The 22,977-nt window shown below is 29.0% G+C and carries 24 protein-coding genes; 4 read left to right on the forward strand and 20 right to left on the reverse strand.

Annotated elements, in window-relative coordinates:
• The 4 genes from MKD34_RS07865 to smpB are packed head-to-tail and all read left to right on the forward strand — an operon-like array spanning nt 1 to nt 3,766.
• Nucleotides 1–540: a GerMN domain-containing protein gene (locus tag MKD34_RS07865; protein WP_240218964.1), complete on the forward strand. Its 540-nt coding sequence runs from the start codon at nt 1–3 to the stop codon at nt 538–540.
• Between the two features lie 56 nt (nt 541–596).
• Nucleotides 597–1,160, forward strand: coding sequence for a bis(5'-nucleosyl)-tetraphosphatase (symmetrical) YqeK (gene yqeK, locus MKD34_RS07870; RefSeq protein ID WP_240218965.1), 564 nt, complete (start codon nt 597–599; stop codon nt 1,158–1,160).
• Between the two features lie 12 nt (nt 1,161–1,172).
• Nucleotides 1,173–3,323, forward strand: coding sequence for a ribonuclease R (gene rnr, locus MKD34_RS07875; RefSeq protein WP_240218966.1), 2,151 nt, complete (start codon nt 1,173–1,175; stop codon nt 3,321–3,323).
• A complete protein-coding gene (smpB, locus tag MKD34_RS07880; protein ID WP_240218967.1) occupies nt 3,323–3,766 on the forward strand; it encodes an SsrA-binding protein SmpB in 444 nt (147 codons plus the stop codon). The genes rnr and smpB overlap by 1 nt, the downstream gene beginning before the upstream one ends.
• Nucleotides 3,767–3,804: 38 nt before the next feature.
• On the opposite strand, the gene MKD34_RS07885 is transcribed toward smpB, so the two are convergent.
• The 20 genes from MKD34_RS07885 to MKD34_RS07980 all read right to left on the reverse strand — a co-directional run bounded on the left by MKD34_RS07885 (nt 3,805) and on the right by MKD34_RS07980 (nt 22,967).
• Nucleotides 3,805–5,106: an OmpP1/FadL family transporter gene (locus MKD34_RS07885; protein WP_240218968.1), complete on the reverse strand. Its 1,302-nt coding sequence runs from the start codon at nt 5,104–5,106 to the stop codon at nt 3,805–3,807.
• Nucleotides 5,096–5,689: a TetR/AcrR family transcriptional regulator gene (locus MKD34_RS07890; RefSeq protein WP_240218969.1), complete on the reverse strand. Its 594-nt coding sequence runs from the start codon at nt 5,687–5,689 to the stop codon at nt 5,096–5,098. The genes MKD34_RS07885 and MKD34_RS07890 overlap by 11 nt, the downstream gene beginning before the upstream one ends.
• Nucleotides 5,690–5,895: 206 nt before the next feature.
• On the reverse strand, nt 5,896–7,212 hold the full coding sequence (locus MKD34_RS07895; protein WP_240218970.1) for an amidohydrolase: 1,317 nt from the start codon (nt 7,210–7,212) through the stop codon (nt 5,896–5,898).
• A 31-nt stretch (nt 7,213–7,243) separates the two neighbouring features.
• Nucleotides 7,244–7,711: a hypothetical protein gene (locus MKD34_RS07900; RefSeq protein WP_023050266.1), complete on the reverse strand. Its 468-nt coding sequence runs from the start codon at nt 7,709–7,711 to the stop codon at nt 7,244–7,246.
• Nucleotides 7,704–8,513 carry a DUF3100 domain-containing protein gene (locus MKD34_RS07905; RefSeq protein WP_023050267.1) on the reverse strand — a complete coding sequence of 270 codons (810 nt, stop codon included), beginning with the start codon at nt 8,511–8,513 and terminating at the stop codon, nt 7,704–7,706. Before MKD34_RS07905 ends, MKD34_RS07900 begins: the two co-directional genes overlap by 8 nt.
• Before the next feature lie 218 nt (nt 8,514–8,731).
• The gene (locus MKD34_RS07910) at nt 8,732–10,018 is read right to left on the reverse strand and encodes a hypothetical protein (RefSeq protein ID WP_240218971.1); all 1,287 of its coding nucleotides are present in this window, start codon (nt 10,016–10,018) and stop codon (nt 8,732–8,734) included.
• A 26-nt stretch (nt 10,019–10,044) separates the two neighbouring features.
• Nucleotides 10,045–10,464, reverse strand: a complete 420-nt coding sequence (locus tag MKD34_RS07915; RefSeq protein ID WP_240218972.1) for a YchJ family protein — start codon at nt 10,462–10,464, stop codon at nt 10,045–10,047.
• Nucleotides 10,454–10,846, reverse strand: a complete 393-nt coding sequence (locus MKD34_RS07920) for a hypothetical protein (RefSeq protein ID WP_240218973.1) — start codon at nt 10,844–10,846, stop codon at nt 10,454–10,456. The genes MKD34_RS07915 and MKD34_RS07920 overlap by 11 nt, the downstream gene beginning before the upstream one ends.
• A gap of 19 nt (nt 10,847–10,865) precedes the next feature.
• On the reverse strand, nt 10,866–11,690 hold the full coding sequence (locus tag MKD34_RS07925) for an NAD+ synthase (protein ID WP_240218974.1): 825 nt from the start codon (nt 11,688–11,690) through the stop codon (nt 10,866–10,868).
• A 10-nt stretch (nt 11,691–11,700) separates the two neighbouring features.
• Nucleotides 11,701–12,597 (reverse strand): ribosome biogenesis GTPase YlqF, encoded by an 897-nt coding sequence (gene ylqF, locus MKD34_RS07930; RefSeq protein ID WP_240218975.1) that lies wholly within the window; start codon nt 12,595–12,597, stop codon nt 11,701–11,703.
• A 12-nt stretch (nt 12,598–12,609) separates the two neighbouring features.
• Nucleotides 12,610–13,275 carry a 16S rRNA (cytidine(1402)-2'-O)-methyltransferase gene (rsmI, locus tag MKD34_RS07935; RefSeq protein ID WP_240218976.1) on the reverse strand — a complete coding sequence of 222 codons (666 nt, stop codon included), beginning with the start codon at nt 13,273–13,275 and terminating at the stop codon, nt 12,610–12,612.
• A gap of 18 nt (nt 13,276–13,293) precedes the next feature.
• A complete protein-coding gene (locus tag MKD34_RS07940; RefSeq protein WP_240218977.1) occupies nt 13,294–14,571 on the reverse strand; it encodes a S41 family peptidase in 1,278 nt (425 codons plus the stop codon).
• Nucleotides 14,568–15,374: a TlyA family RNA methyltransferase gene (locus MKD34_RS07945; protein WP_240218978.1), complete on the reverse strand. Its 807-nt coding sequence runs from the start codon at nt 15,372–15,374 to the stop codon at nt 14,568–14,570. The genes MKD34_RS07940 and MKD34_RS07945 overlap by 4 nt, the downstream gene beginning before the upstream one ends.
• Complete coding sequence (locus tag MKD34_RS07950) at nt 15,374–16,204, reverse strand: HD domain-containing protein (RefSeq protein WP_240218979.1); 831 nt, start codon at nt 16,202–16,204, stop codon at nt 15,374–15,376. Before MKD34_RS07950 ends, MKD34_RS07945 begins: the two co-directional genes overlap by 1 nt.
• Nucleotides 16,191–18,014, reverse strand: coding sequence for a 1-deoxy-D-xylulose-5-phosphate synthase (gene dxs, locus MKD34_RS07955; protein ID WP_240218980.1), 1,824 nt, complete (start codon nt 18,012–18,014; stop codon nt 16,191–16,193). The genes MKD34_RS07950 and dxs overlap by 14 nt, the downstream gene beginning before the upstream one ends.
• 12 nt (nt 18,015–18,026) lie before the next feature.
• Nucleotides 18,027–18,488, reverse strand: coding sequence for a divergent PAP2 family protein (locus tag MKD34_RS07960; RefSeq protein ID WP_240218981.1), 462 nt, complete (start codon nt 18,486–18,488; stop codon nt 18,027–18,029).
• 25 nt (nt 18,489–18,513) lie between these two features.
• A complete protein-coding gene (gene yhbY / locus MKD34_RS07965) occupies nt 18,514–18,822 on the reverse strand; it encodes a ribosome assembly RNA-binding protein YhbY (RefSeq protein ID WP_240218982.1) in 309 nt (102 codons plus the stop codon).
• Between the two features lie 34 nt (nt 18,823–18,856).
• Complete coding sequence (locus MKD34_RS07970; protein ID WP_240218983.1) at nt 18,857–20,788, reverse strand: ribonuclease J; 1,932 nt, start codon at nt 20,786–20,788, stop codon at nt 18,857–18,859.
• Nucleotides 20,785–22,575 (reverse strand): penicillin-binding protein 2, encoded by a 1,791-nt coding sequence (mrdA, locus tag MKD34_RS07975; protein WP_240218984.1) that lies wholly within the window; start codon nt 22,573–22,575, stop codon nt 20,785–20,787. The genes MKD34_RS07970 and mrdA overlap by 4 nt, the downstream gene beginning before the upstream one ends.
• The gene (locus tag MKD34_RS07980) at nt 22,572–22,967 is read right to left on the reverse strand and encodes a hypothetical protein (RefSeq protein WP_240218985.1); all 396 of its coding nucleotides are present in this window, start codon (nt 22,965–22,967) and stop codon (nt 22,572–22,574) included. The genes mrdA and MKD34_RS07980 overlap by 4 nt, the downstream gene beginning before the upstream one ends.
• Nucleotides 22,968–22,977: the final 10 nt, after the last annotated feature.

The following is a 22,977-nucleotide window of genomic DNA, read 5'->3' on the forward strand; positions in this document are numbered from 1 at the left end:
ATGTCACATAAATTAAAAATTTTTTTAGTCATTTTAATAGCTCTTGCTATCACTACTGGAGTATATTCAAATAAAGTAAACAAAACAAGTGAAACAGTAACAAATATATCTACTCCTACTTTAGAGACTATTCAAAAGACAGAAATTACTACCCCAATTTTTTTCCCTAATTTAAAACAAGGAAAATTATCAAAAGAAGATATTATTTTAAATTCTAATCTATCTAATAAAGAAGATATTTTAAAAGATATCATATCTCAACTTTTAAAAAAGTTAGAAGAGAAAAACATCTTAAAAAAAGAAAATTTTAAATATGAAGTATACATAAAAAATAGAACTCTTTACTTAGATTTAGATTCTAAAATTTTATCTTCTGCAAAAACTCCACAGGAAGAATTACTTTTAATTTATTCTTTTGTAAATAGTTTATTAACTCCTGGTGGAGCAGATCATATAGTTTTACTTATTAATGGTTCGACTACTGAAAAAGTTAATTTTATTAATATAAGTAAAAGCTATAAACTAAACAGTAATATATAAAATTTTGGGGAGTTTCTATTTTCAGAAACTCCTTTTTAAAAATTTGGAGGAATATTATGAATATAGATTTTTTTAAAAAGGAATTAGACGGCATTCTTTCTAAAAAAAGATATGAACACTCTATAAGAGTTTTAGAAACAGCTCTATCTTTAGGAAAAATTTATAATGCCGATTTAAACAAAATAGCATTAGCTTCTCTTTTACATGATTATGCTAAGGAATTTACAAAAGAAGAACTCCTTAAAATATCTAATGATTATTTTAGAGATGAAACAAAAGATTACTTAACTAATGTTGAGATTTTACATAGTTATGTAGCTTCTTACATTGCAAAAGAAAAATTTAAAATTTATGACGATGAAATTTTAAATGCTATAAAATTTCATACAACTGGTCGAAAAAATATGAGTTTAATTGAAAAAATTGTTTATATAGCTGATGCTATTGAACCAAAGAGAAATTATCCTCATGTAGAAAAAATTAGAGATTTAGCTCTAGTAGACTTAAACAAAGCCATTCTACTAGAAGTTAATAAAAAAATAGAGTATCTTATAAAAGGAGATTACGTCATTCATGTAAACTCTATAGAGATGCGAAATTGGCTTTTAAAAATAAGCTAATAGGAGGATTTTATGAAAACAAGTACAAAATTAGATAAACAACTTGATAAATTAAAAAATATATTAAAAAATAGCAAAGCTTTAACTCTTGATGAAATAACTAAAGCTATGGGATGGTCTCCAAAATTTAAAAAAGAAAATAGAGAAATTCTTGAAATTTGGATTAATTCTGGAGAGATTATGAAAAATAAAAGAAACAAATATAATATTCCTGAAAATTTAGGTTTTATCAAAGGAAAATTTTCCAATATTAAAGGAAAGTTCGGTTTTGTTGATACTGATACTGAGGGATACTTTATCCCTAGAAGTAAATTTGGAACAGCTTTAGATGGAGATACTGTTTTAATAAATGTTACAACACCTGAAGGAAAAGGAAAAAAAGAAGGAGAAATTGTTGAAGTTCTTGTAAGAGAAAAAAACACAATTATAGGAATCTTTGAAAAAAAAGAAAATTTTGGTTTTGTAAGACCAACACAATCTTTTGGTAGAGATATATATATTCCTAAAAACTTTTTCAATAAAGCTAAGGATGGAGAATTAGTTGTTGTTGACGTAACTTTTTGGGGAAGCGATGAAAAAAAACCTGAAGGAAAAATTCTCGAATCAATTGGTAACCCTTTCGATACAGACAACATGATTAAAGCTTTAATTCTTAGAGAAGGGTTATCAGAAGAATTTCCAGATGATGTTATTGCAGAGGCTCGTCAAATCCCAACTGTAATATCTGAGGATGAAATAAAGAAAAGAAAAGATTTAAGACACCTTCCAATAATAACAATTGATGGTGACGATGCTAAAGACTTAGATGATGCTGTTTATGTTGAGAAATTAGATAATGGATATTATAAACTTATTGTAGCTATTGCTGATGTTTCTCACTATATCCCAACTGGATCTAAATTAGATAAAGAAGCTGAAAAAAGAGGAAATTCTGTTTATTTAGTTGACAGAGTTTTACCAATGTTCCCTAAAGAAATTTCAAATGGAATATGCTCTTTAAATCCACATGAAGATAAACTTACATTCTCTGTTGAACTTCTTATTGATCCTCATGGAAGAGCTATCGATGTTCAAACATATAAATCAGTTATTAAAACTGCTCACAGAATGACTTATGGAAATGTTAATAAAATTATTGCTAAGGATCCTGAAACTACTGAAAAATATAGTGATATCGCAGATATGCTATTTACTATGTTAGAACTTTCTAAGATTATAAGAGCTATCAAATATAACAGAGGTTCTATTGATTTTGATCTTCCTGAAGTTAAAGTTATTTTAGATGAAAATAAAAAAGTTAAATACTTAAAAAATATTGAAAGAGGAGAATCAGAAAGAATCATCGAAGACTTTATGATTATGGCTAATGAAGCTGTTGCAGAAAAACTTTTCTGGTTAGAAATACCTTCTGTTTACAGAGTTCATGAAACTCCTGACCCAGAAAGAGTAAAAACTTTAAGTGAAACTCTTTCTAGATTTGGATATAGACTTCACTCTTTTGAAGATATTCATCCTAAAAAATTCCAATCAATTATTGAAGATTCTGAAGCCAGAGGTATCAATATGATTGTACACAAAATGATTTTAATGTCTCTTAAACAAGCTAGATACGGTGTTGAAAACTTAGGACATTTTGGCCTATCATCTAATTATTATACACATTTTACATCTCCTATTAGAAGATACGCTGATTTACTAATACATAGAATTTTAAATATTGCTATACATGGTTATCCAACTAAAAAGCAATTTGGAACTCTTATAAACTATTTACCAGAGGTTACACAACATATCTCTCAAACAGAAAGAAAAGCTATGAAAGTAGAAGATGAAAGTATTAAAATTAAAATAGTTGAATATATGCTTGATAAAATTGGAGATGAATTTAAAGCTACTATAGTTGGATTTAACAATAAAAAAATATTCTTTGAAACAGAAGAACATGTAGAATGTTTCTGGGATGTAACTACAGCTAAAAACTTCTATGAATTTGATGAAAATAATTATGTTATGAAAGATTTAGATACAAATAGAGAGTTTCATTTGGGAGATAAAATGGATATTTTAATAGTTAGATCTGATTTACAAATGCTTGAAATAGAAGTTGTCCCAACTGAATTTTGTAATGAATATACAGGGAGAAGAAAAGAGGGGAGATTTTAATGATATTAGCTAATAACAAAAAAGCTTTTTTTGACTACTTTATTGAAGACAGATTTGAGGCTGGAATTGAACTAGTTGGTAGTGAGGTTAAATCTATAAAAGCTGGGAAAACCAGTATTAAAGAGTCTTTTATTAGAATAATAAACAATGAAATTTTTATCATGGGTATGACTGTTGTTCCATGGTCTTTTGGTAGTGTTTATAATCCCGATGAAAGAAGAGTTAGAAAATTGCTTTTACATAAAGGAGAGATTAAAAAATTACACGAAAAAGTTATGCAAAAAGGATATACAATAGTCCCACTAAATATACATTTATCTAAGGGATTTGTCAAAGTAGAAATTGCTTTAGCTAGAGGTAAGAAAAATTATGATAAACGTGACTCTTTAGCAAAAAAAGATCAACAAAGAAGTATTGAGAGAGAAGTAAAAGAAAGATATTAATAAAAAAAGCAGATAAATTATCTGCTTTTTTTGTTCTATTAAAATTTATAAATCAATCCTAATCCAAAGGCGTCTACATGCTTACTATATCTTATATTTTTAATATTTTTATCATTTATATAATCTACATATGAGTATGTTGCCATTAATTCAAGTTGAGAGCTATATTTGTATTTAACTCCTGCTGAATACATATTTGCATCTAAAACATAATCAGTGTCCGTGTATGTTTTTTCATTAGCTCCTGTATCTGTATACTGGTAACCTGTCATTAAAGTCCACTTTTCATTTAATTGATAATCTAAACCAACTGCTACCTCATATCCATTATCATAATGATCAAAGTTTCCTAAGTCATCGCTTGCTTCTTTTATGAAATAATAGTTTCCAGAAGCTAATAGCGTCAATTTATCTGTTGCTCTGTAAGAAGCTCCAATCGCTGCCATTGCTGGCAAGTTTCTTTTTCCACTTCCCTCTGACATCCATTGTTTAATTGAAGGATCTTTTATAATAGTATTATAAAATGCATTTCCTATAAGATTACTTCCTGTTGAATTTACAAATCCTTTTTTTAAATTATGTTCTTTATTATCAAAATCAAGAACCGTTTCGGTTTCATATCTCATTCCTAAATTAAATCTATCATTTGGATGATAGTTTAATCCAAATATTCCAGCCACTCCAAAAGCTGTTCTTTCTGAATCTATATCAAATTTGGCTTTTCCAGATCCTAATTTTCCTCCCAAATTATTATATTCAAAATTTCCTTCACCTTTAAATTTTCTTTCAGCATCAATTAATCTAAGCCCAACTGCTCCACTCCAAGCTTCATTAAATTTTCTAGCTATTCCACCTTGAAAAGCTACATAATATGATTTCCCATGGATTGTAGATCCGCCTACATATTTTGCTCCAATCACTTCAAACATTGGATTGCTAGTTATTATTTGTGGAAAAGTTGCTATTCCTCCACTATATGCTACACTTCCTCCACCTGCTATCGCTCCAGCGTGAAAGAAAAATGCTGTATCTCCTTTTTTCTTTACAATTTGTAAACTTGGAACTACTGGTGATGGTTTATCACTTTTAAATTTATAATCTCCATGTTCCATGCTATATTCTTTCAAATGTGTTTGATTATTTACTTGTATATAAGTTCCATCTTCTAACCATACCGTTCCAGCTGGATTATAGTATGCTCCCGATACTCCAATTTTTCCAACCATAGCTGGATGTGCTAAATACTCTGCATCTTGTTGTGAAAGATAGTCTATACTTCCCCCCATAGCATTAGCCGATAAAACTATCCCTAATAACATTAATTGTTGCTTAAACTTCATTATCCCTCTCCTTTGTCATTTCTAAAGCTTTTTCTATCAATACATTTCCCATTTCAATAACTTCCTTTTTAAAAGTTTCAAACTCTATATCAATATAAAATCCTGTGCATATTAAAGTTGCATATCCATGAGAAAAATACCATCCTTTTTTTATAACCCATTCTATTATATCTTCTGGAAATTGATTATACTCTCTCTTATTATTAAATCCACTATATATTAAATTTCTAAAATCATCCATAATCTGATCCATAAATTCTCTAGGTAAGCCTTCTCTTAAAAAAATTGTTCTAAATAATGCTTTTTCTTCTTTTGCAAAAAGACATATTCCTATCCCTATATTTAAAATTGATAAATCAGTATAATCACGCTTTGTATATTCAAAAAGTTTTGTTTTAGCTTTTTTAGCTAATTCATTTTTTAGTTCATCCATTGATTTAAAAGCTGAATATATAGCTATTGTCGATACCCCCAACTTTTTTGCTATATTTCTTGCTGTTACATCTTTTAAGCTTTCATTATTTAAAATTTCAAATGCACTATTCAAAATTTCTTCTCTAGTAAAATTAGGTTTTCTTCCCATTTTTTCTCCTATATGTTATGTTATTTTTTAAACATGTTTTATATTATATCTCACTATACATACAAATTCAACATTTTTATTGTATACCACTGTTATGAAATTATCGTTTTTTTACACAACAGCGTTATGAAATTATTTATATAAATAGAAAAAGAGGCTATTGAATAGCCTCTTTCTATGAGAAAATTATTAAAAATAAGTTATTATTAAGCTTTTATAACTTTATCATTTGACTCCATAAAAGTTAAATACTCTTCCTTAGTCATAACTGGTTTAAAATTATCTAAAATTTCTTTTGCTTTTTTTCCTTGAGCAAATAATAAATCAACAACTGTTAATGCCAAAGCTTTTGCTGGCATTAATATTGCAATTTCATCATCTACAGTTTTGAAATCTCTTGTATGAAGAGCTCCATTTATTCCACCAAACATTGGATGAAGAGTAGGCATTATATGAGATACATCTCCAAAATCAAAAGACCCTGTAAAATCCCCACCTTTAATCATATCATCTTTTAACCCTAAATACTCTAAGTTTCCTTCTAAAACATCTTCCATAGAATCATGTTTTAAAATTGGTAAATATCCTGGAATCTCAGTTATTTCTATTTCAGCACCAACTGCATAAGCACCTGCCGTTAAACCTCTATTTACTTTTTTATTAGCATCAATCATACCTTCAATTGTTCTAGCTCTTACATAAGCTTCCATTCTTACATCAGCTGGAACTGAATTTACAATATCTCCACCTTTTGTTATAATCGGATGGAATCTTACTCTATCACTATCTTTAAATGTTTCTCTTTGAGCATGCACATTATTTATTCCTAACATTGCTGCATTTAAAGCATTTATCCCTTCGTGCGGTGCCGAACCAGCATGAGCTTCTTTTCCTATAAACTTAACAGTTTTTCCTATAAATCCATTACTTACAGGCCCTGTTAAAACTTTTTTATCACCTAAATCCAAAGCATGGAACATAACTGCCATATCAACATCATCAAACGTTCCATTGTATATCATCTCTTGTTTTCCACCAAAGTATTTAATTTTTCCATCAGCTCTTAATTGAGTTCTGTATCCTAATTCAACAAACTCTTCTGCTGGAGTAGCCATAAAATCTACTTTTCCTCCAAGCTCACTTAATATTCCTGATTTTACTAATCCTGTAGCTGCTCCTAACATACCTGCAATTTGTATATGGTGTCCACATGCATGAACTGCTCCTAATTCATTAGAATCTAAATGATCACTACAAGAGATTGCATCTAGCTCACCTAATATTGCAACTTTAGGTCCTTCAGCATTCTCATTTGCTCTTGCTCTACAACCTGTATATGCAATTCCTTCTTCTACATCTAGTCCTAATTCATTTTTAAAATAGTTCGAAACAATTTCTGTTCCTTTAAACTCTTTATATCCAAATTCAGGATTATCATACATTGCTTGTCCTGCTTTTAATATTAACTCTCTATTTTCATCAATAGCTTTTATTACTCTCTCTTTAATTTCATTTATATTCATAGTTCTCTCCTTGAATCTATTTAAGTATTAATTAAATTGCTCCTTGTAATCTCAATACTCCTTGAGCTATTAAAGCACATGCAAAGAAAATTGTTGTAAATACAACTAATGCTATTATTACTATTTTCCAAGACATTGCCTTCAGTTGTTCAATTTTATCCCCTACAGATATTCCTGCAAAAGCAAGTAACGGTGTACATAATGGCATAAATTCAACTGTTCCTATCTCTGGTGCAAAGAATTTAGATATTGATAATGCTGGTATACTTACTATCATTCCAACTATAGTTGATAATGCATATGCAGGTAATGGAAATTTTGGAAAAGCATCCTTAACAGCAAAACATCCTAGTGCTAAAACAATTATTAAAAACATTCCTGGAATAGCTCCTATAAATTGTTTTTGTAATCCAATAGCTTGTCCTGCTAAAACCATAACTCCTGTCATTGACATTAATATAAAATACAATACATATTTTTTCATATCTAAACTACGCATTTTGCTTCACTTCCTTTTTTGAAAACTTTGGAGATAATTTCTTATAATACCATTCTGTAAATGGCAGTGATATAAATACAAGAATATTTACTCCCGTCAATCCTGATAACATATTACTTGTTGATGCATAAGCAAAAACTTGATCTGCATATTGTGGTCCTACAACTTCTGCTAAAGATGAAGCTGCTGCTGTCATCATACTTCCACTTCCAACTCCACATGCCATTCCTAATGCTAATGGGTGAATCCCTGTGTATATAGCTAATGATCCTAATACTCCAAAATAAATTGTTCCCACAATTGTTCCAGCTAAATAAACTCCAAGTACTCCACTTCCTTCTAAAGATGAAATACCATATTTTTCTCCTATTACTCCTAGAGAAGCTTCTCTACTTATACTTGATCCAGCTCCTATAGCCTCTCTTGTTAACCCTAACTTAAGTGCTAAAGGAACAGCCACTACTGGTGCTAGCACATGCCCAAATTCCTGTGCTAAAAATGCTGGACCAGCTTGAATAATTTTATCTAGATTAGGTCCTACAAATGTTCCTAATTTTATTCCAAGCATTAAAAGAATTAACATAACCATGTCACTGGCTATTTTCATCTCTTTTTCTCCAATAATCTCTCTTAATTTCTGAATTTTTTTTCCTAATAAATCCGGTGTTAATATCATTCCAATAACTACAGCAAATAACATCGGGAATAATGCTACTTTTCCCAATTGAATTTTTCCAACTTTTTCACAAGCTAGCGAAATAATTGTTACAACTAAAAATACATTAATTGTGTTTTTGTTCATAGTGCTCACTCTTCCTTAATATAATTTTTTACATACGCCCTCTTGTCTCAAATAGGACTTTAATTTACATTAGAAATAATACTATTTTTTTACTATTATGTCAAGGTTTTTTTCGAATTTTTTATTTCTTTTTAAATTGTATTGTTCTATTTAAGAACTGTTAACATAGATTATACAAAAAATATAAAAAGAGATGAATTTTTTCATCTCTTTAATATTTAAAAGTTAAATTTTATAACTCTTCTTGGACGACCTGCGCTTGTACAAACTTCATACTCTATTATTTCTGCATAACCACTTGAAATAATAGGCTTAATTATTCGATTCACACTTCTTTCAGTTATTTCTAAAATCTCAGAAAGTTCTTTACTTGTAAACTCTCTTTTCCCAAAAGTTTCATGTAACGCTCTCAATTTAGATAAATATTTTGGTGTTATTCCTATTTTTTTAGCTTCTTTTTCAAAATTTTCACTTATTTTGGTTGAATAATCAAATCTAGTTTTTTTATAAAGAGGTCCTCTTATTTTATTATCTGAAAATAGAAAAATTTCTCCCTTATCATTTACTAAACTTATATTCAAAGCTTTTTTAGCATTTATTGTGGCTCCTTGAATATTTTCTGCATATCCAATTCCAACTGCTACCTTAGCTCCTAAAGAATATATTTCATTTACTACTTTTAAAAAATTAATTTCATTTTCTTTAGTTTCTAATATTTTCTGAGTTGTAAAAAATATATATTCATCTTCTGAAAACTCTTGATAATTACCATGTATATTTTTAGAATATCTTAAAAATATTTCATTCAAACTCTTCTCAAAGACTATTCTATCTTTTTCACTCTCTTCTTTTTTATTCTTTTTAATAATTTTTATTATTTTTATCCCAATTCTATTTTTAGAATTTTCATTAATTTTTATATCTTTTAGTAATACTTTCATTTGATTACTAATTTCGTTTTTTGTTGACTGTAATCTATAAACTGGTTTTTTCTTACTTTTAAAATAATCATAAACATATCCAAAAGCTGTTAATATACAATGGACTTCACCTTTAGACAAATTTTTAATATGTTCATCTAAAAAATCTAATTCTGTTTTATCTTCTTTATATTCTTGAACATCAACTTTATCTAATGCTATTCCGAATTCATCAAGAGTATCCAACAAAACTTCTTTTTCGACTATATCAAAACCAATTTTTAAATCATTTATATTCGAATAATTTTCTCTTACTTCCCAGAGAGCTTTTAAAATACTACCAGCTTCTCTATTTGAATAAACCATCGGTACATTTAACCCCAATTTGCTCACTATTTCTGAATGAACACCTATTCCCGTAGAAAACACTCCATCTACTCTCCCCTTTAAATCTTTTAGATTTTCTACAGAGTCCCTCAATTGTTTTATTTCATAAGGTAAAAATACTATGTGAGAATATTGTGGTTCTAGAGTTTTTAAAATTTTTTTTACTGAGTCTGGATAACCAATAATAGCAATTTTCATTCTCTACTCTCCCTAAATAATTTTTTTTATTTCCCACAACATTTTTTATATTTTTTTCCCGACCCGCAAGTACAAGGATCATTTCTTCCTATTTTTTCCTCTTTTACGATTGTTCCCTGAAGAGGTAACCAACCATAATATAGCCATTCATTATTTACTTTTATAAATTTACTTTTTTCATGATGAACAACTTCTTGTCCGTTCTCTTTATATAAAGCTTTAAATTCAACAATTCCCTCTAAGTCAGACTCAGTTCCAGCTTCAGTAGAAACTATCTCTAATCCTAACCATTCTGAATTTAATGCCCATTTTCTCGTTTCTTCAATATCCATATCCCCTTTAGTTTCTGGATGATGAGTTTCCACTATAAATTCTATATCACCATTTTCAAAAGCGTTATATCTTGCTCTCATTAATTCTTCAGCAGTTTTAAAATTATTTATCATCTTCTTTAAACTCCTCTATTTTTTTTAAGTTTTCTAACTCTTTTTCTATTTTTTTTACTTTTTTATAAATTTCATTTATCCTGAACTCTAAAGAGTTTAAAATCCAAAATTGAAAATGACTAGCCTTTTGTGATTCGTAAAACATCCATATTAATTTTATCACACTAAATAAAATAGCTACTTGAACTGCTAGGGTTGAAGTTATTCTATTAAATACTCCACCAAAAATTAATAATGCTGCTATTATTACTATTAAAAGTGTATTTATAATTTTATTTTGCTTACTATTTGCTCCACCTATTTGACCTACAATATTTCTAATTCTTTCTTTTTCTTTTTGAAATTCCTGTAACTCTTCTCTTAATTGCTCTTCCCCTCTCAAATCTAACCCTCCTTTATGTTTATACTCCCCAATCTCTTGGATATCTAAACTCTCTTCCTATTGTTCTAGTAGATATCTTTGCTATTAAAGGAAGTTTTCTTTTATATTGAGACATTTTAATTTTCCAAATAACTTTATTAACAATATCTTCTGGATAACCATTTTTCACAATATCTTCTTTTTTCTCTCTTTTATCTACTAAATCATATAAAATTTCATCTGCTAATTTATATGAAAATCCTAGTTCACTCTCGTCAGTTTGACCTTCCCATAAGTCAGCACTTGGCTTTTTATCTATTAATGGTTGTGGTATTCCCATATGTTTTGATAATTCCCATACTTGAGTTTTATATAAATCTCCTATAGCATTAATAGCTGATGCTGCATCTCCAAATTGTGTACTATATCCTAATAACATCTCCGTTTTATTTGATGTTCCTAAAACTAAAGCTTTCTCTTTAGCAGAGTAATCAAATAAAATACACATTCTTTCTCTTGCCATTCTATTTCCTTTTCTTAATCCATCCATATCTGGATTCATTTGAAAATATGGTTCAACCATTGGAGTTATCTCTATTAACTTTGACTTTATTCCTAAATCTTCTACTACTAGTTTAGCATGCTCAACACTTTCCTTACTTGAAGATTTATAAGGCATAAGTATACCTAAAACATTTTCTGGTCCAAAAGCTTTTGCAGCTAAATATGCTACTAATGCAGAATCTATACCTCCTGATAATCCAAGAACAACTTTAGAAAATCCAACTTTATTAGCTTCCTCTTTTAAAAAATTAACTAATATCTGTTCAACCAAATTTAAATCTAAATCTAATTTGCAACTCATCTTTTTTCTCCTACTTATATAAGTTTTTAATCTCTTCCGCTATATCCATATCCAAGCCAAACTTACCTAATTTACAAGCTCTATAATCTCTTAAAAGTGTATATGTTGCCTGTTGAACATTTAAGTGTCCCCCTTTTTGTAACATATTCATTCTAAGAGCTATTGACTCTATTATTGCACCACTAACTTGATCAAAATCTTCATCTAAAAGTTTATATTTTTCTTTTAAAATATGCTTCTTTCCCATTTTTAACATCTTTTCTATTAATACACAAGCAACTTCATCTATTGGAAGTATTTCATCTCTAATAGCTCCAGTTATTGCTAAATTATATCCAACCTCTTGGTTTTCAAATTTTGGCCATAAAATTCCTGGAGTATCCAATAACTCTAATCCCTCTTTTATTCTAATCCATTGTTTTCCTCGAGTAAATCCAGGTTTATTTCCTACTCCAGCACTATTCTTTCCTACTATTCTATTGATTAATCTAGATTTTCCAACATTTGGTATTCCAGCTACCATTAATCTTGTATTAACTTTTCTTAATCCTTTTTTTAATAATCTTTCTTTTTTTTCTTTAGAAACTTTTTCTATAATTGTATAAAGAGTCTTCATATTAAAACCAGTTTCTGCTGATAATTCTAATACCTCATCTGCAAAATTATTTTCTTTAAAAAACTTTTTCCAGAAATTAATCTCTTCTTTTGTAACCAAATCTGATTTATTTATTACAATTACTCTTTTTTTATTTTTTGCAAAACCAGCTATATCAGGATTTTTACTTGATAAAGGAATTCTTGCATCTACAACTTCAAGAACAATATCTATCAATGGCATATTTTCCTTAATTAAATCTTTCGTTTTTTTCATATGCCCTGGATACCAGTTAATTTTTGTCATTGACATTATCTCTCACCTCTATTTTTCATTACCCTTTATTAAAAGAACTATTTCTCCTTTTACAGGATTTTTTGAAAGTTTCTCTATTAATTCAGTGGTTGTTCCTCTTAATATTTCTTCATAAATCTTTGTAATCTCTCTTACTATTACAACTTCTCTTATACCAATAAAAGTCTCTATATCTCTCAGTGTTTTTTCAATTCTATGAGGAGACTCAAATATTACAATAGTTCTCTCCTCAGTTGCTAAAGACTTTAAAAGAGTTTGTCTACCTTTTTTCTTCGGTAAAAACCCTTCAAAACAAAATCTTCTAGTTGAAATTCCAGCAACTGAAGCTGCTGCTGTCATTGCACTCGGTCCTGGAATTGGTATAACCTTTATTCCTCTTTTTAAAGCTTCATCAACTACTTCAAATCCAGGATCTGATATACAAGGAGTTCCTGCATCTGTTACTAGCGCAATTTTATTGCCATTTTCTAACATATTTGCAATATTTGAGACTTGATGCATTTTTGTATGCTCATCATATCTATAAACGATTTTTTCTATTCCTAAATGATTTAATAACTTTTTTGTTACTCTCGTATCTTCTGCAAAAACAAAATCTACCTCTTCAAAAGTTTTTATAGCTCTTAAAGTTATATCATCTAAATTTCCTATAGGTGTTGCTACTATATACAGCATTTTCTACCTCATTTCTTCCTATTTTTTCTCCAAAAGTTTATTCATCTCTTCAACTGCTTTATCTAGTTGAATATCTCCTTTTGAAATTATTTTTTTAGCTTCTTCTTCTCCTTTAACCTCTTTTATTATCTCATTTCTATTCTCTTTTGTTTCATCTTCATTTATATTTGTAACGAAACCATTAAAGAATAAGAAATCATCTTTTTCTTCTACTAAGATATCAGGCTCTATTCCTTTTCCATGAATAGATACTCCACTAGGAGTATAGTATTTAGCTATTGTTAATTTTATTCCATCTCCATCTGGTAAAGGTAATAATGTTTGAACACTTCCTTTTCCAAATGATTTCTCTCCTATTAAAATACCTCTTTTATAATCTTTTATAGCACCTGAAACAATTTCAGACGCCGAGGCACTTCCTTCATTTATTAAAACTATTAGAGGAAAATCACCAAAATATTTCCCTTCCCTATATGCTATCTCTTCATCTCCTGTTTTTCCTTTTGTACTAACTATTTTTCCCTCTGGAATAAACATTGAAGATATCTTTACTGCTTGACCTAAAGATCCTCCTGGGTTACTTCTTAAATCGAGAATAATACCTTTAGCGCCTTTTTTGATTAAACCTTCCAAGTCTTTACGTACGTCTTTATATACATCTTCACCAAATTGTGTTAATCTTAAATAACCAATATCTTTTCCAATCATTTTACTTTTTACATACTTTAACTGAATAATTGATCTTTTTAACTCAACATCTTTAGTTTCTTTTGCTTCCTCTCTATAAACTGTAAGTTTTACTGAAGTTCCTGGTTCTCCTTTTAACTTTTTAACACTTTGTTCACTTGTTAATTTATATGTACTTTCTCCATCAATTGCTATAATTTTATCTTTAGCTCTTATTCCAGCTAAATATGCTGGTGTATCTTCTATTGGTGAAACTACAATTAAAGGTTCATCTGCTTTTTTTTGAATTACCATTCCCACACCTGCATATTTACCTTCAATATCTTCTTTAAAACTTTCTAACTCCTCTTTTGTAAAATAATTAGAATGAGGATCATCTAGTGATTCCATCATTCCCTTTAATGCACCTTGCATAAGAGTTGTATTAGTTGGATCTTTTTCAGTTCCTACATGATTTTCTTTTATTATATTCATAATATCTGAAAGCTCTTTTAATTCTTTTATATTTGAAATAAATCCATTATCTACAGAATATGATGGAACTGTATTCACAATCATAATTCCAGATAAAAGTAGTGCTACTCCAGTATTTCTTAACAGTTTTATCATATGGCTCCTCCCAAGTTCTTTCCTAGCTTTACAACTGATTCTATGTTGATATGCGACTCTTCATCTCCTATTTCAAATATAGAAATATATTCAACATTTCCTTTTGTACCTGTTATTGGTGAAAAATCTAGTGCTTTTAACCTAAGTCCAGATTTTTTAGCTTCTTCTATAACCATTTCTATTGCCATTATGTGTTTCTTACTATCTTTTACTATTCCACCTTTTTCAATATTTTCTTTTCCTACTTCAAATTGTGGTTTTATTAATGCCATAAGTTTTGTATCATTTTTAAAAAATTTCACAAGATGTTCTATTACTTTTGTAATAGATATAAATGATACATCCATAACAATATAATCTACTTTTTCGTTATCTAATTCATCTAAAGTTAAATCTTTAATATGAGTATTTTCTAACGATTTTACTCTGTTATCTGTTCTTAATTTCCAATCCAATTGATTTGTTCCTACATCTACAGCATATACAAAAGATGCTCCATTTTGTAGTGAACAATCTGTAAATCCACCTGTTGAAGATCCTACATCAAGAACTCTTTTACCTTGTAAGTCTAGGTTAAAAACATTTATTGCTTTTTCAAGTTTTAATCCACCACGACTAACATACTTACAAGCATCACCTTTAACTCTTATTATAGGTTCTTCATCTATTTTTATAGATGTTCCAGGTTTATCTATTTTTTTATCATTTATTATAACTAACCCAGCCATAATTGCTCTTTTTGCTTTTTCTCTAGTTTCATAAAATCCTTTTTCAACTAGTAGAACATCTACTCTTTCTTTCATTAATTTCCTTCCTTTTCAAAAATCTTATCATCCTCTAAATAATTTAGTAATGGATTTTCTAAAATAAGATTTTCAAACCCTAATCTATCAACAGCTTTTATTAATTTTTCAGTTTCTCTAACTCTTTTGGTAAAAAAATCATCTCCTATAGGGATTTTCTTTTTACTTTTATAATAACCTAATAACTGCTTTGTATTTTTAAGTCTAAGTTCATGCTTTGCTCTTTTTAAACGATCTTTTATAACTCCAGTAGTACAGTTAAATTTTTTAGCTACCTCGTCAATATTTACACCTTCACTCATAAGCTTTAAAATTTTATCTGCACCAATTGGATTTATTCTATGATATTTAGCTGAATACATATCAGCTCTATGAACTATATGAGCTTCCTTTGTGTTTGGTTGGATTTTTCCCCATTTACCATGATGTGAGATTACAATATGAGTTATATTTTTCTTTATTTTATCTACAATTTTTAAATTTAAAATCTCTTCTATTTCTGATAAAACTCTTTCAGCTTCTTTGATAATATATTCAGGTTTCTTTATCATCATTTGAGAATGAGAAAGTTTTTCATCAGCTTTTCTTATACTTCCCTTACTCAAATCATGAATTATTACACCAACTACAATAGAGAAAAAGTCTACTTTTTCTCTTGCTTCTTTTAAATCTCTATAATCTCTTCTGATCTCTTCAAAAGATATTTTTAGTACATCATAAGTGTGAGTTGTTACTTTTACTCCTTGATCATCATGATGATCTAAATCTAAAACCATTTCATGGTTTAATAGAAGTTTTATAAACTTCAGTGCATTACTATTTTTCGCCATTAATGCTACCCTCAATTCTCTCTATTAGTTTTTTACCTCTTAGACCATAATCCTCTAACAGTACATTTCTTGACCCATGAGGTATTGCCACGCTATCTAAAGCTATTATATTTATATTAATTTTCATTTTTTTCTCATTTAAAAATCTCAATACTTCATTACCGAATCCACCTCTTTCATAACCATCTTCAAATGTGAATATATTTTCATATTTTGAAAATTCATTAAGAATAAAGTTTTCATCTAAAGGTCTTATAGATGAACAATTTACTATAGTTCCATCTAGTCCTTTTCTTAAAAGTTCTGCTTCTATATCAACAATTTCTTTTAACATTGCACCGGTTACTAAATAAAGATTTTTCTTTCCTTTTCTAACTTCTTTCCATATACCTAATTCAAATTTATCTCTTAAAATTCCATCCAACTCAAAAGCCTTTCCTCTTGGAAATCTAATAGCTAGAGGTCCATCTTTAAAATCCTTTGAAAATTCAAGTATCTCTTCTAATTCTGTTCCTGTTGTTGGAGCAAGTACTCGATAGTTTGGCATACTTAAAAACATATTTATATCATGTATACCTTGATGTGTTTTTCCATCTTCTCCAACTATTCCAGCTCTATCTATTATAAATTTGACTGGCAAATTTTGTAACCCTACATCATGTATCAATTGATCTAAAGCTCTTTGAAAAAATGTTGAATATATCGCTACATAAGGTTTTTTATTTGATATTGCTAGTCCTGCTGAAAATGTTACTCCATGTCCTTCTGCTATACCCACATCTATACATCTATCTTCAAATTTATTCTGAAACTCTCCTAATCCTGTTCCTTTTACCATTGCTGCTGAAATAGCGTAAATATTTTTATCAACTTCAGCTAATTCAACTAATTTTGATCCAAAAATATTAGAATATGTTCTTCCACCTGATTCAACCTCTCCTGTTTCTGGATTAAACGGAGATATTCCATGAAATTTCTCTTTATTTTCTTCAGCTAATTGATAACCTTTACCTTTTTCTGTTTTTACATGCATAAAAACAGGTCCTTCCATTTCTTTTGCTACTATTAAAGTTTTTATTAATTCCTCTAAATTATGGCCATCTATTACGCCTAAAAATTGATATCCTAAAACTTCTGATATGCTTGAAGGTAAAAAAAACTGTTTTACAGAGTGTTCTATTCTTTCTAACACACTTTTTACTTGATTTCCAACTTTTCCTTTACTTATAGCACTTCTTACATCTTTTCTTATATTCATATATGCATTACTAACCATTAATTTACCAAAAAATTTAGATAATGAACCTACATTTTTTCCTATAGACATTTCATTATCGTTCAATATAACTATCAAATTTTTAAGGTTTTCTCCAATATTATTTAATGCTTCTAAAGAATGTCCATTTGCTATTGATGCATCACCTATAACTACAATAACTTTATTTTCAGGATTTGCTTTAGCAATTCCTGCTCCAGCAGATAGAGCACTCCCTGCATGTCCTGCTATAAAAAAATCAAAATTACTTTCTTTTGGATCTGAAAAAGGACCTATTCCGCCCTTCGTTCGTAGTGTTTTAAATTTATCTTTTCTTCCTGTTAATAACTTATAAACATATGATTGATGTCCAACATCAAATAAAAGTTTATCTTTTGGTATATCAAAAACTTCAACTATTGATTGTGTTAATTCAACTACCCCTAAGTTTGGTGCTAAATGTCCACCATTTTTACTTGTAATTTCTACAAGAGTATCTCTAATTTCTTGGCTTTCCTTTTGTAACTTATTAATATATTCTTTATCTACCCTCATCTTTTTCCATCCTTAAGCTTGAATATAACCTTTAAACACAAAAGCTACAACCACTCCTAATATAGCCCCTACTAATACTTCTAACGGACTGTGTCCTAAAAGCTCTTTTAATTTCTCATCATGTAACTTTTCTCCAACTTTTGCTGCAAATCTATCTAATAGAGTATTTAAAAGTCCTGCATGTTTTCCTGCTGCTCTTCTAATTCCAGCAGCATCATACATTACTACTCCAGCTAAAACAAATGAAATAGCAAATATTGTGCTTTGTGTTCCATGAGCTAATCCTATAGCCGTACTTAATGATGCCATAGTTGAAGAGTGGGAACTTGGCATTCCTCCAGTTTCAAAAATTCTTTTTATATTTAGCTTTCTATCAATAAATATTGTAGTTATAACTTTATAAAACTGGGCTATAAACCAAGCTATAAATACTACATCTAGAATTCTATTTCCTAAAATTATTCCTTTTTCCATAGTTTCCCCACTCTCTTTTAATTTTTTATTTAACTGCTTTTAATTCTAGTGATATTGTTGGTTTATCTTGATTTTCTTTGTAGAATATTATTGTTCTTCCAATTATTCCTACAACTTCTGCTTCGATTATTTCAGCTATTTGGTAAGCTACTTCATTTTTATCCGCTTCCGAATTTTGAAGTATTTTTACTTTAATAAGTTCTCTTGGAATTAATGCCTCTAAAACTCCTTGTGCTAATGTTTCAGAGAATCCCTCTTTCCCTATTCTAAATATTGGCTCCAAATTGTGAGCTCTCTTTCTTAAAAATGCTCTTTTTTTACTTGTTAAACTCATTTTATCTCCTCTTTATCTTTAATTATATTTTTTATTATACATCCATAATTATTGGTAGAATAACTGGTGTTCTTTTAATTCTATTATAGAAGAACTTTCCTGCTACATCTCTAACGCTATTTTTTATTACTGTCCAATCTTTTATTGCACTATTTTCAAACTCTTTTAGTTTTACTTTTATCTGTTCATTAGCTTCGTTTAATATTTCATCAGAATCTCTTGAGTATACAAATCCTCTAGTAACGATATCAGGACCACTTAATACTTTTCCTGTTTCCTTATCTAAAGCAAATACTACAATTACTACTCCATCTTGTGATAGCTGTTGTCTATCTTTTAGAACTATATGTCCAATATCTCCAACACCAAGACCATCAACCAATGTAGCTCCTGCATTAACTTTTCCTTTTATCTTTGCACTAGTTTTTGTTACTTCTACTTTACTTCCATTAGTTGCTATTACTATATTACTTTTAGGAATTCCAGTTTCTATAGCCGTTTCCTTATGAGCTTTTAGCATTTTAAACTCTCCATGAACAGGCATAAAATGTTTAGGTTTTATTAAGTTTAGCATTAATTTTTGTTCTTCTTTACTTGCGTGTCCTGAAACGTGTATTCCAGCTATTTTTTTAAATACAACTTCTGCTTCATATTTTAAAAGACTATTTATGTTATTTGAAACAGCTCTCTCGTTTCCTGGAATTGGAGTTGCTGAGATTATAACAGTATCTCCCTCTTTTACTTTTGTATGTTTATGCATATTCTTAGCTATTCTTGATAGTGCTGCCATCGGCTCACCCTGAGTTCCTGTACATAGAATAACAACTTTGTTATCTCTCATTTTATCAACATCTGATAAATTTATCATAATATTTTCAGGAAGTTTTAAATAACCTAAAGTAGCTGCTATATCAAAAACTTTAATTAAACTTCTTCCATCTATCGCAATTTTTCTTCCATGTTCATGAGCTATATTTACAATCTGTTGAAGTCTATGTACGTGAGATGCAAATGCAGCTATTATAATTCTTCCTTTTGCTTTTGCAAATTCAACTTTAAAAGCTTCTCCTACACTTCTTTCAGATGGAGTAAATCCATCTATTTCTGAGTTTGTTGAATCTGAAAGTAATAAATCTACTCCCTCTTCACCAATTTGAGCAAGCCTTAAAAAATCTACGCCATCTCCATCAACTGGTGTTAAATCAATTTTAAAATCTCCTGTATACATTACTCTTCCTGCTGGAGTTGTAACAACAACCGCATAAGCATCTGCTATCGAATGTGTAACACCTACAAATTCAATCTCAAAATATTTTCCGACTCTTATTTTATCTCTTCCCTTTACCTCTCTCATTTTAGGAAGAATTTTTGAAACTTCTCCACTTTCAAATTTAGCCTTTATTAATGCTAATGTTAACTTTCCTCCATGAAGAGGTACATTTTTATCTATTTTCTGATATAAATAAGGAACTGATCCAATATGATCTTCATGACCATGAGTTATAAATAACCCCTTTATTTTATCTTTATTACTTTCAATATAGCTAAAATCTGGGATAACTAAATCTATTCCTAATAATCCATCATCTGGAAAAGTAACTCCAGAATCAATAATAATAATTTCATCTCTATATTGAACTAAAGTCATATTTTTTCCAATTTCATCTAATCCACCTAAAGGAATAACATACATTTTTTCCTCTTTTTCAGTTTTTAAAATCGGCTTTTTAACCTCTTCTTCAGTTTCAACTTTTTTTACTGGAACTCTTTTTTTAGGTGTTTGAGGTCTTTGTTGCTGAGTTGTTTTAACCTCAACAGTTTTCACATCATTAATTTTTTTAGTTTCATTTAAAACCTCAGTGTTTGGAGTCTTTTCTCCTTGCTTTGGTTTATTATAATATTTTCTTCGTCTTGTTTTTTTCTTTGTTGCTTCTTTCTCCTTTTCAACAATATTTTCTAAATTCATTTCATCTCCTCATTGTAATATTCCAAATATTTGTCCACAAATTTTTTAGCAACTCCTCCAGCAACACGACCTCCTCCTCCAGCTCCTTCTAACAGAACTGTAAAGACAATCTTAGGTTGCTTGTCTGCTGGAAAATATCCTGCAACAAGAGCATGAGTCTCATCAAATCTCGAATTTTGAGATGATCCACTTTTTGCTCCTATAACCAATCCAGGGGTTCTTAATGCTTTTGTTGTTCCATTATCCTTTTCAACGGTATTTATTAATGCTTTATTTAAAACATCATAATACCAACTTGGATAATTTGTTTCATACAAAACCTCCGGTTTTATTTCTACTTTTTCATTACCATTTTCCATATAATCTACAACATGAGGCACATAAGCTTTTCCTCTATTTGCAAGCCCCATATATGATACTGCAACTTGCATAGGTGTAGCCAAAAGATATCCTTGCCCTATTGATAAAATTATCGTATCTCCTTTAAACCAACCTTGTTTAAATCTTTTCTTTTTCCATTTTTCACTTGGTAATATTCCTGCTCTCTCACCAAAAACATCTATTTTAGATAACTTTCCATACCCAAAACTTCCTGCCACATCAATAATCGGTTCATGCCCAAATTGATCAGCATATTTATAATAATATGGATTTACAGATTCCACTATAGATTTTTCAAAATCAACTGTTCCATGTCCACCTTTTTTCCAAGCTCTCCAACTCCATTTTCCAATACTATAAACACCATTATCAAAGATTTTTGTTTTTGGATCTAGCCCATTATTAAAAAATGCAAATGCAGAAAATGGTTTAAATACAGATCCAGGTGGGTATTCTCCAGATATACTTTTATTTGTTAAAGGTTTTCTTGGATCGTTTGTTATTTGATTCCAATCTTCTTGAGAAATTTTAGAACTAAATGTTGTCAGTGAATATGTTGGGTAGCTTACTAATGTTAACACTTTTCCAGTTTGAGCTTCTATTGCTACTAAAGCTCCTGATAAGTTCTCCTCTTGAAAAACTTGTTCCATATACTTTTGCAATCTCATATCTAGAGATAAGTGTAAATTATATCCTGGGTCTGGATCTTTACTTTTCTCAATTTTTTGTGCTTTGTTTAAAGCATTAACCTCAATATAATCATATCCTGGTTTTCCTTTCATTTGAGAATCGTAAATTTTTTCAATTCCAGTTTTTCCAACAATATCTCTTGGAGAATATCCATCCTCCTTCAAACTTTCATACTCTTTTTCTGTTATTTTTTTTACATATCCAATTGTATGTGCTGCTAATGAGTCGTATATATATTTTCTTTTAGAGTAACTTTGAACTTCTAAATATGGATAATCTCCAATTTTTTCCATTAATTTGTGAGCTAGATCTAAATCTAAATCTTCCACTAAAATATTTTCTTTAGTATATGGTACTATTTCTCCATACTTTATCCTCTTTTGTAAATATTCTTCACTGTAACCAGTTACTTCACTCATCTCTTTTAATTGGTCATTACTTACTACTCTTTGATTCAAATATACTAACCTGTATCCTAATGTATTAGTAACTATTAATTCTCCATTAGAATCGTATATATTTCCTCTTTCTGCATCAATTTTTCTTAATTTAACTCTATTTTTTTGAGCTAAATAATTATATTTATCTTTTTGTAAAATCTGTAAGTATGCCATTCTACTTCCTAATAATACAAATACTAAAAAAATAAATACTTTATATATTTCCCCTCTAAATTCGAAACTTTTCCCTAACTTTATTCCAAGATCTTTTTTCACTTAGTTGCTCTCCTCATATATAATAAATTAATTATAAAATAAAATACTGAAAGAAATAAAATATTAACTATTACAAATGGACTTTTTATAAAAAATTTCCATACTATTATTTGTAAAAGTGAAAGTATATAAAGATTTCCAATATTATAATCAAAATTTATAAAATATAGGTGGTAAAAAATTATATTTATTCCTATGAACAAAAAAGCAAATGCAGGTTCTCTCGAATGAAGAGCTAATATAATTGCCAATAATGGAAATAAAAATGCTATTTTTTTATCTTTTCTATAAGATAAATAAGCCAAATATGGCATTATTAAAAATCCTTTTGATGTTGTTTGAGGAATGTTATCCAATATAAAAATAAATAAAATTGAGATAAAATCTAGCATTTCCACTCCT

Origin of the sequence: Cetobacterium somerae (assembly GCF_022430525.1) — a bacterium.
Classification (GTDB): domain Bacteria; phylum Fusobacteriota; class Fusobacteriia; order Fusobacteriales; family Fusobacteriaceae; genus Cetobacterium_A.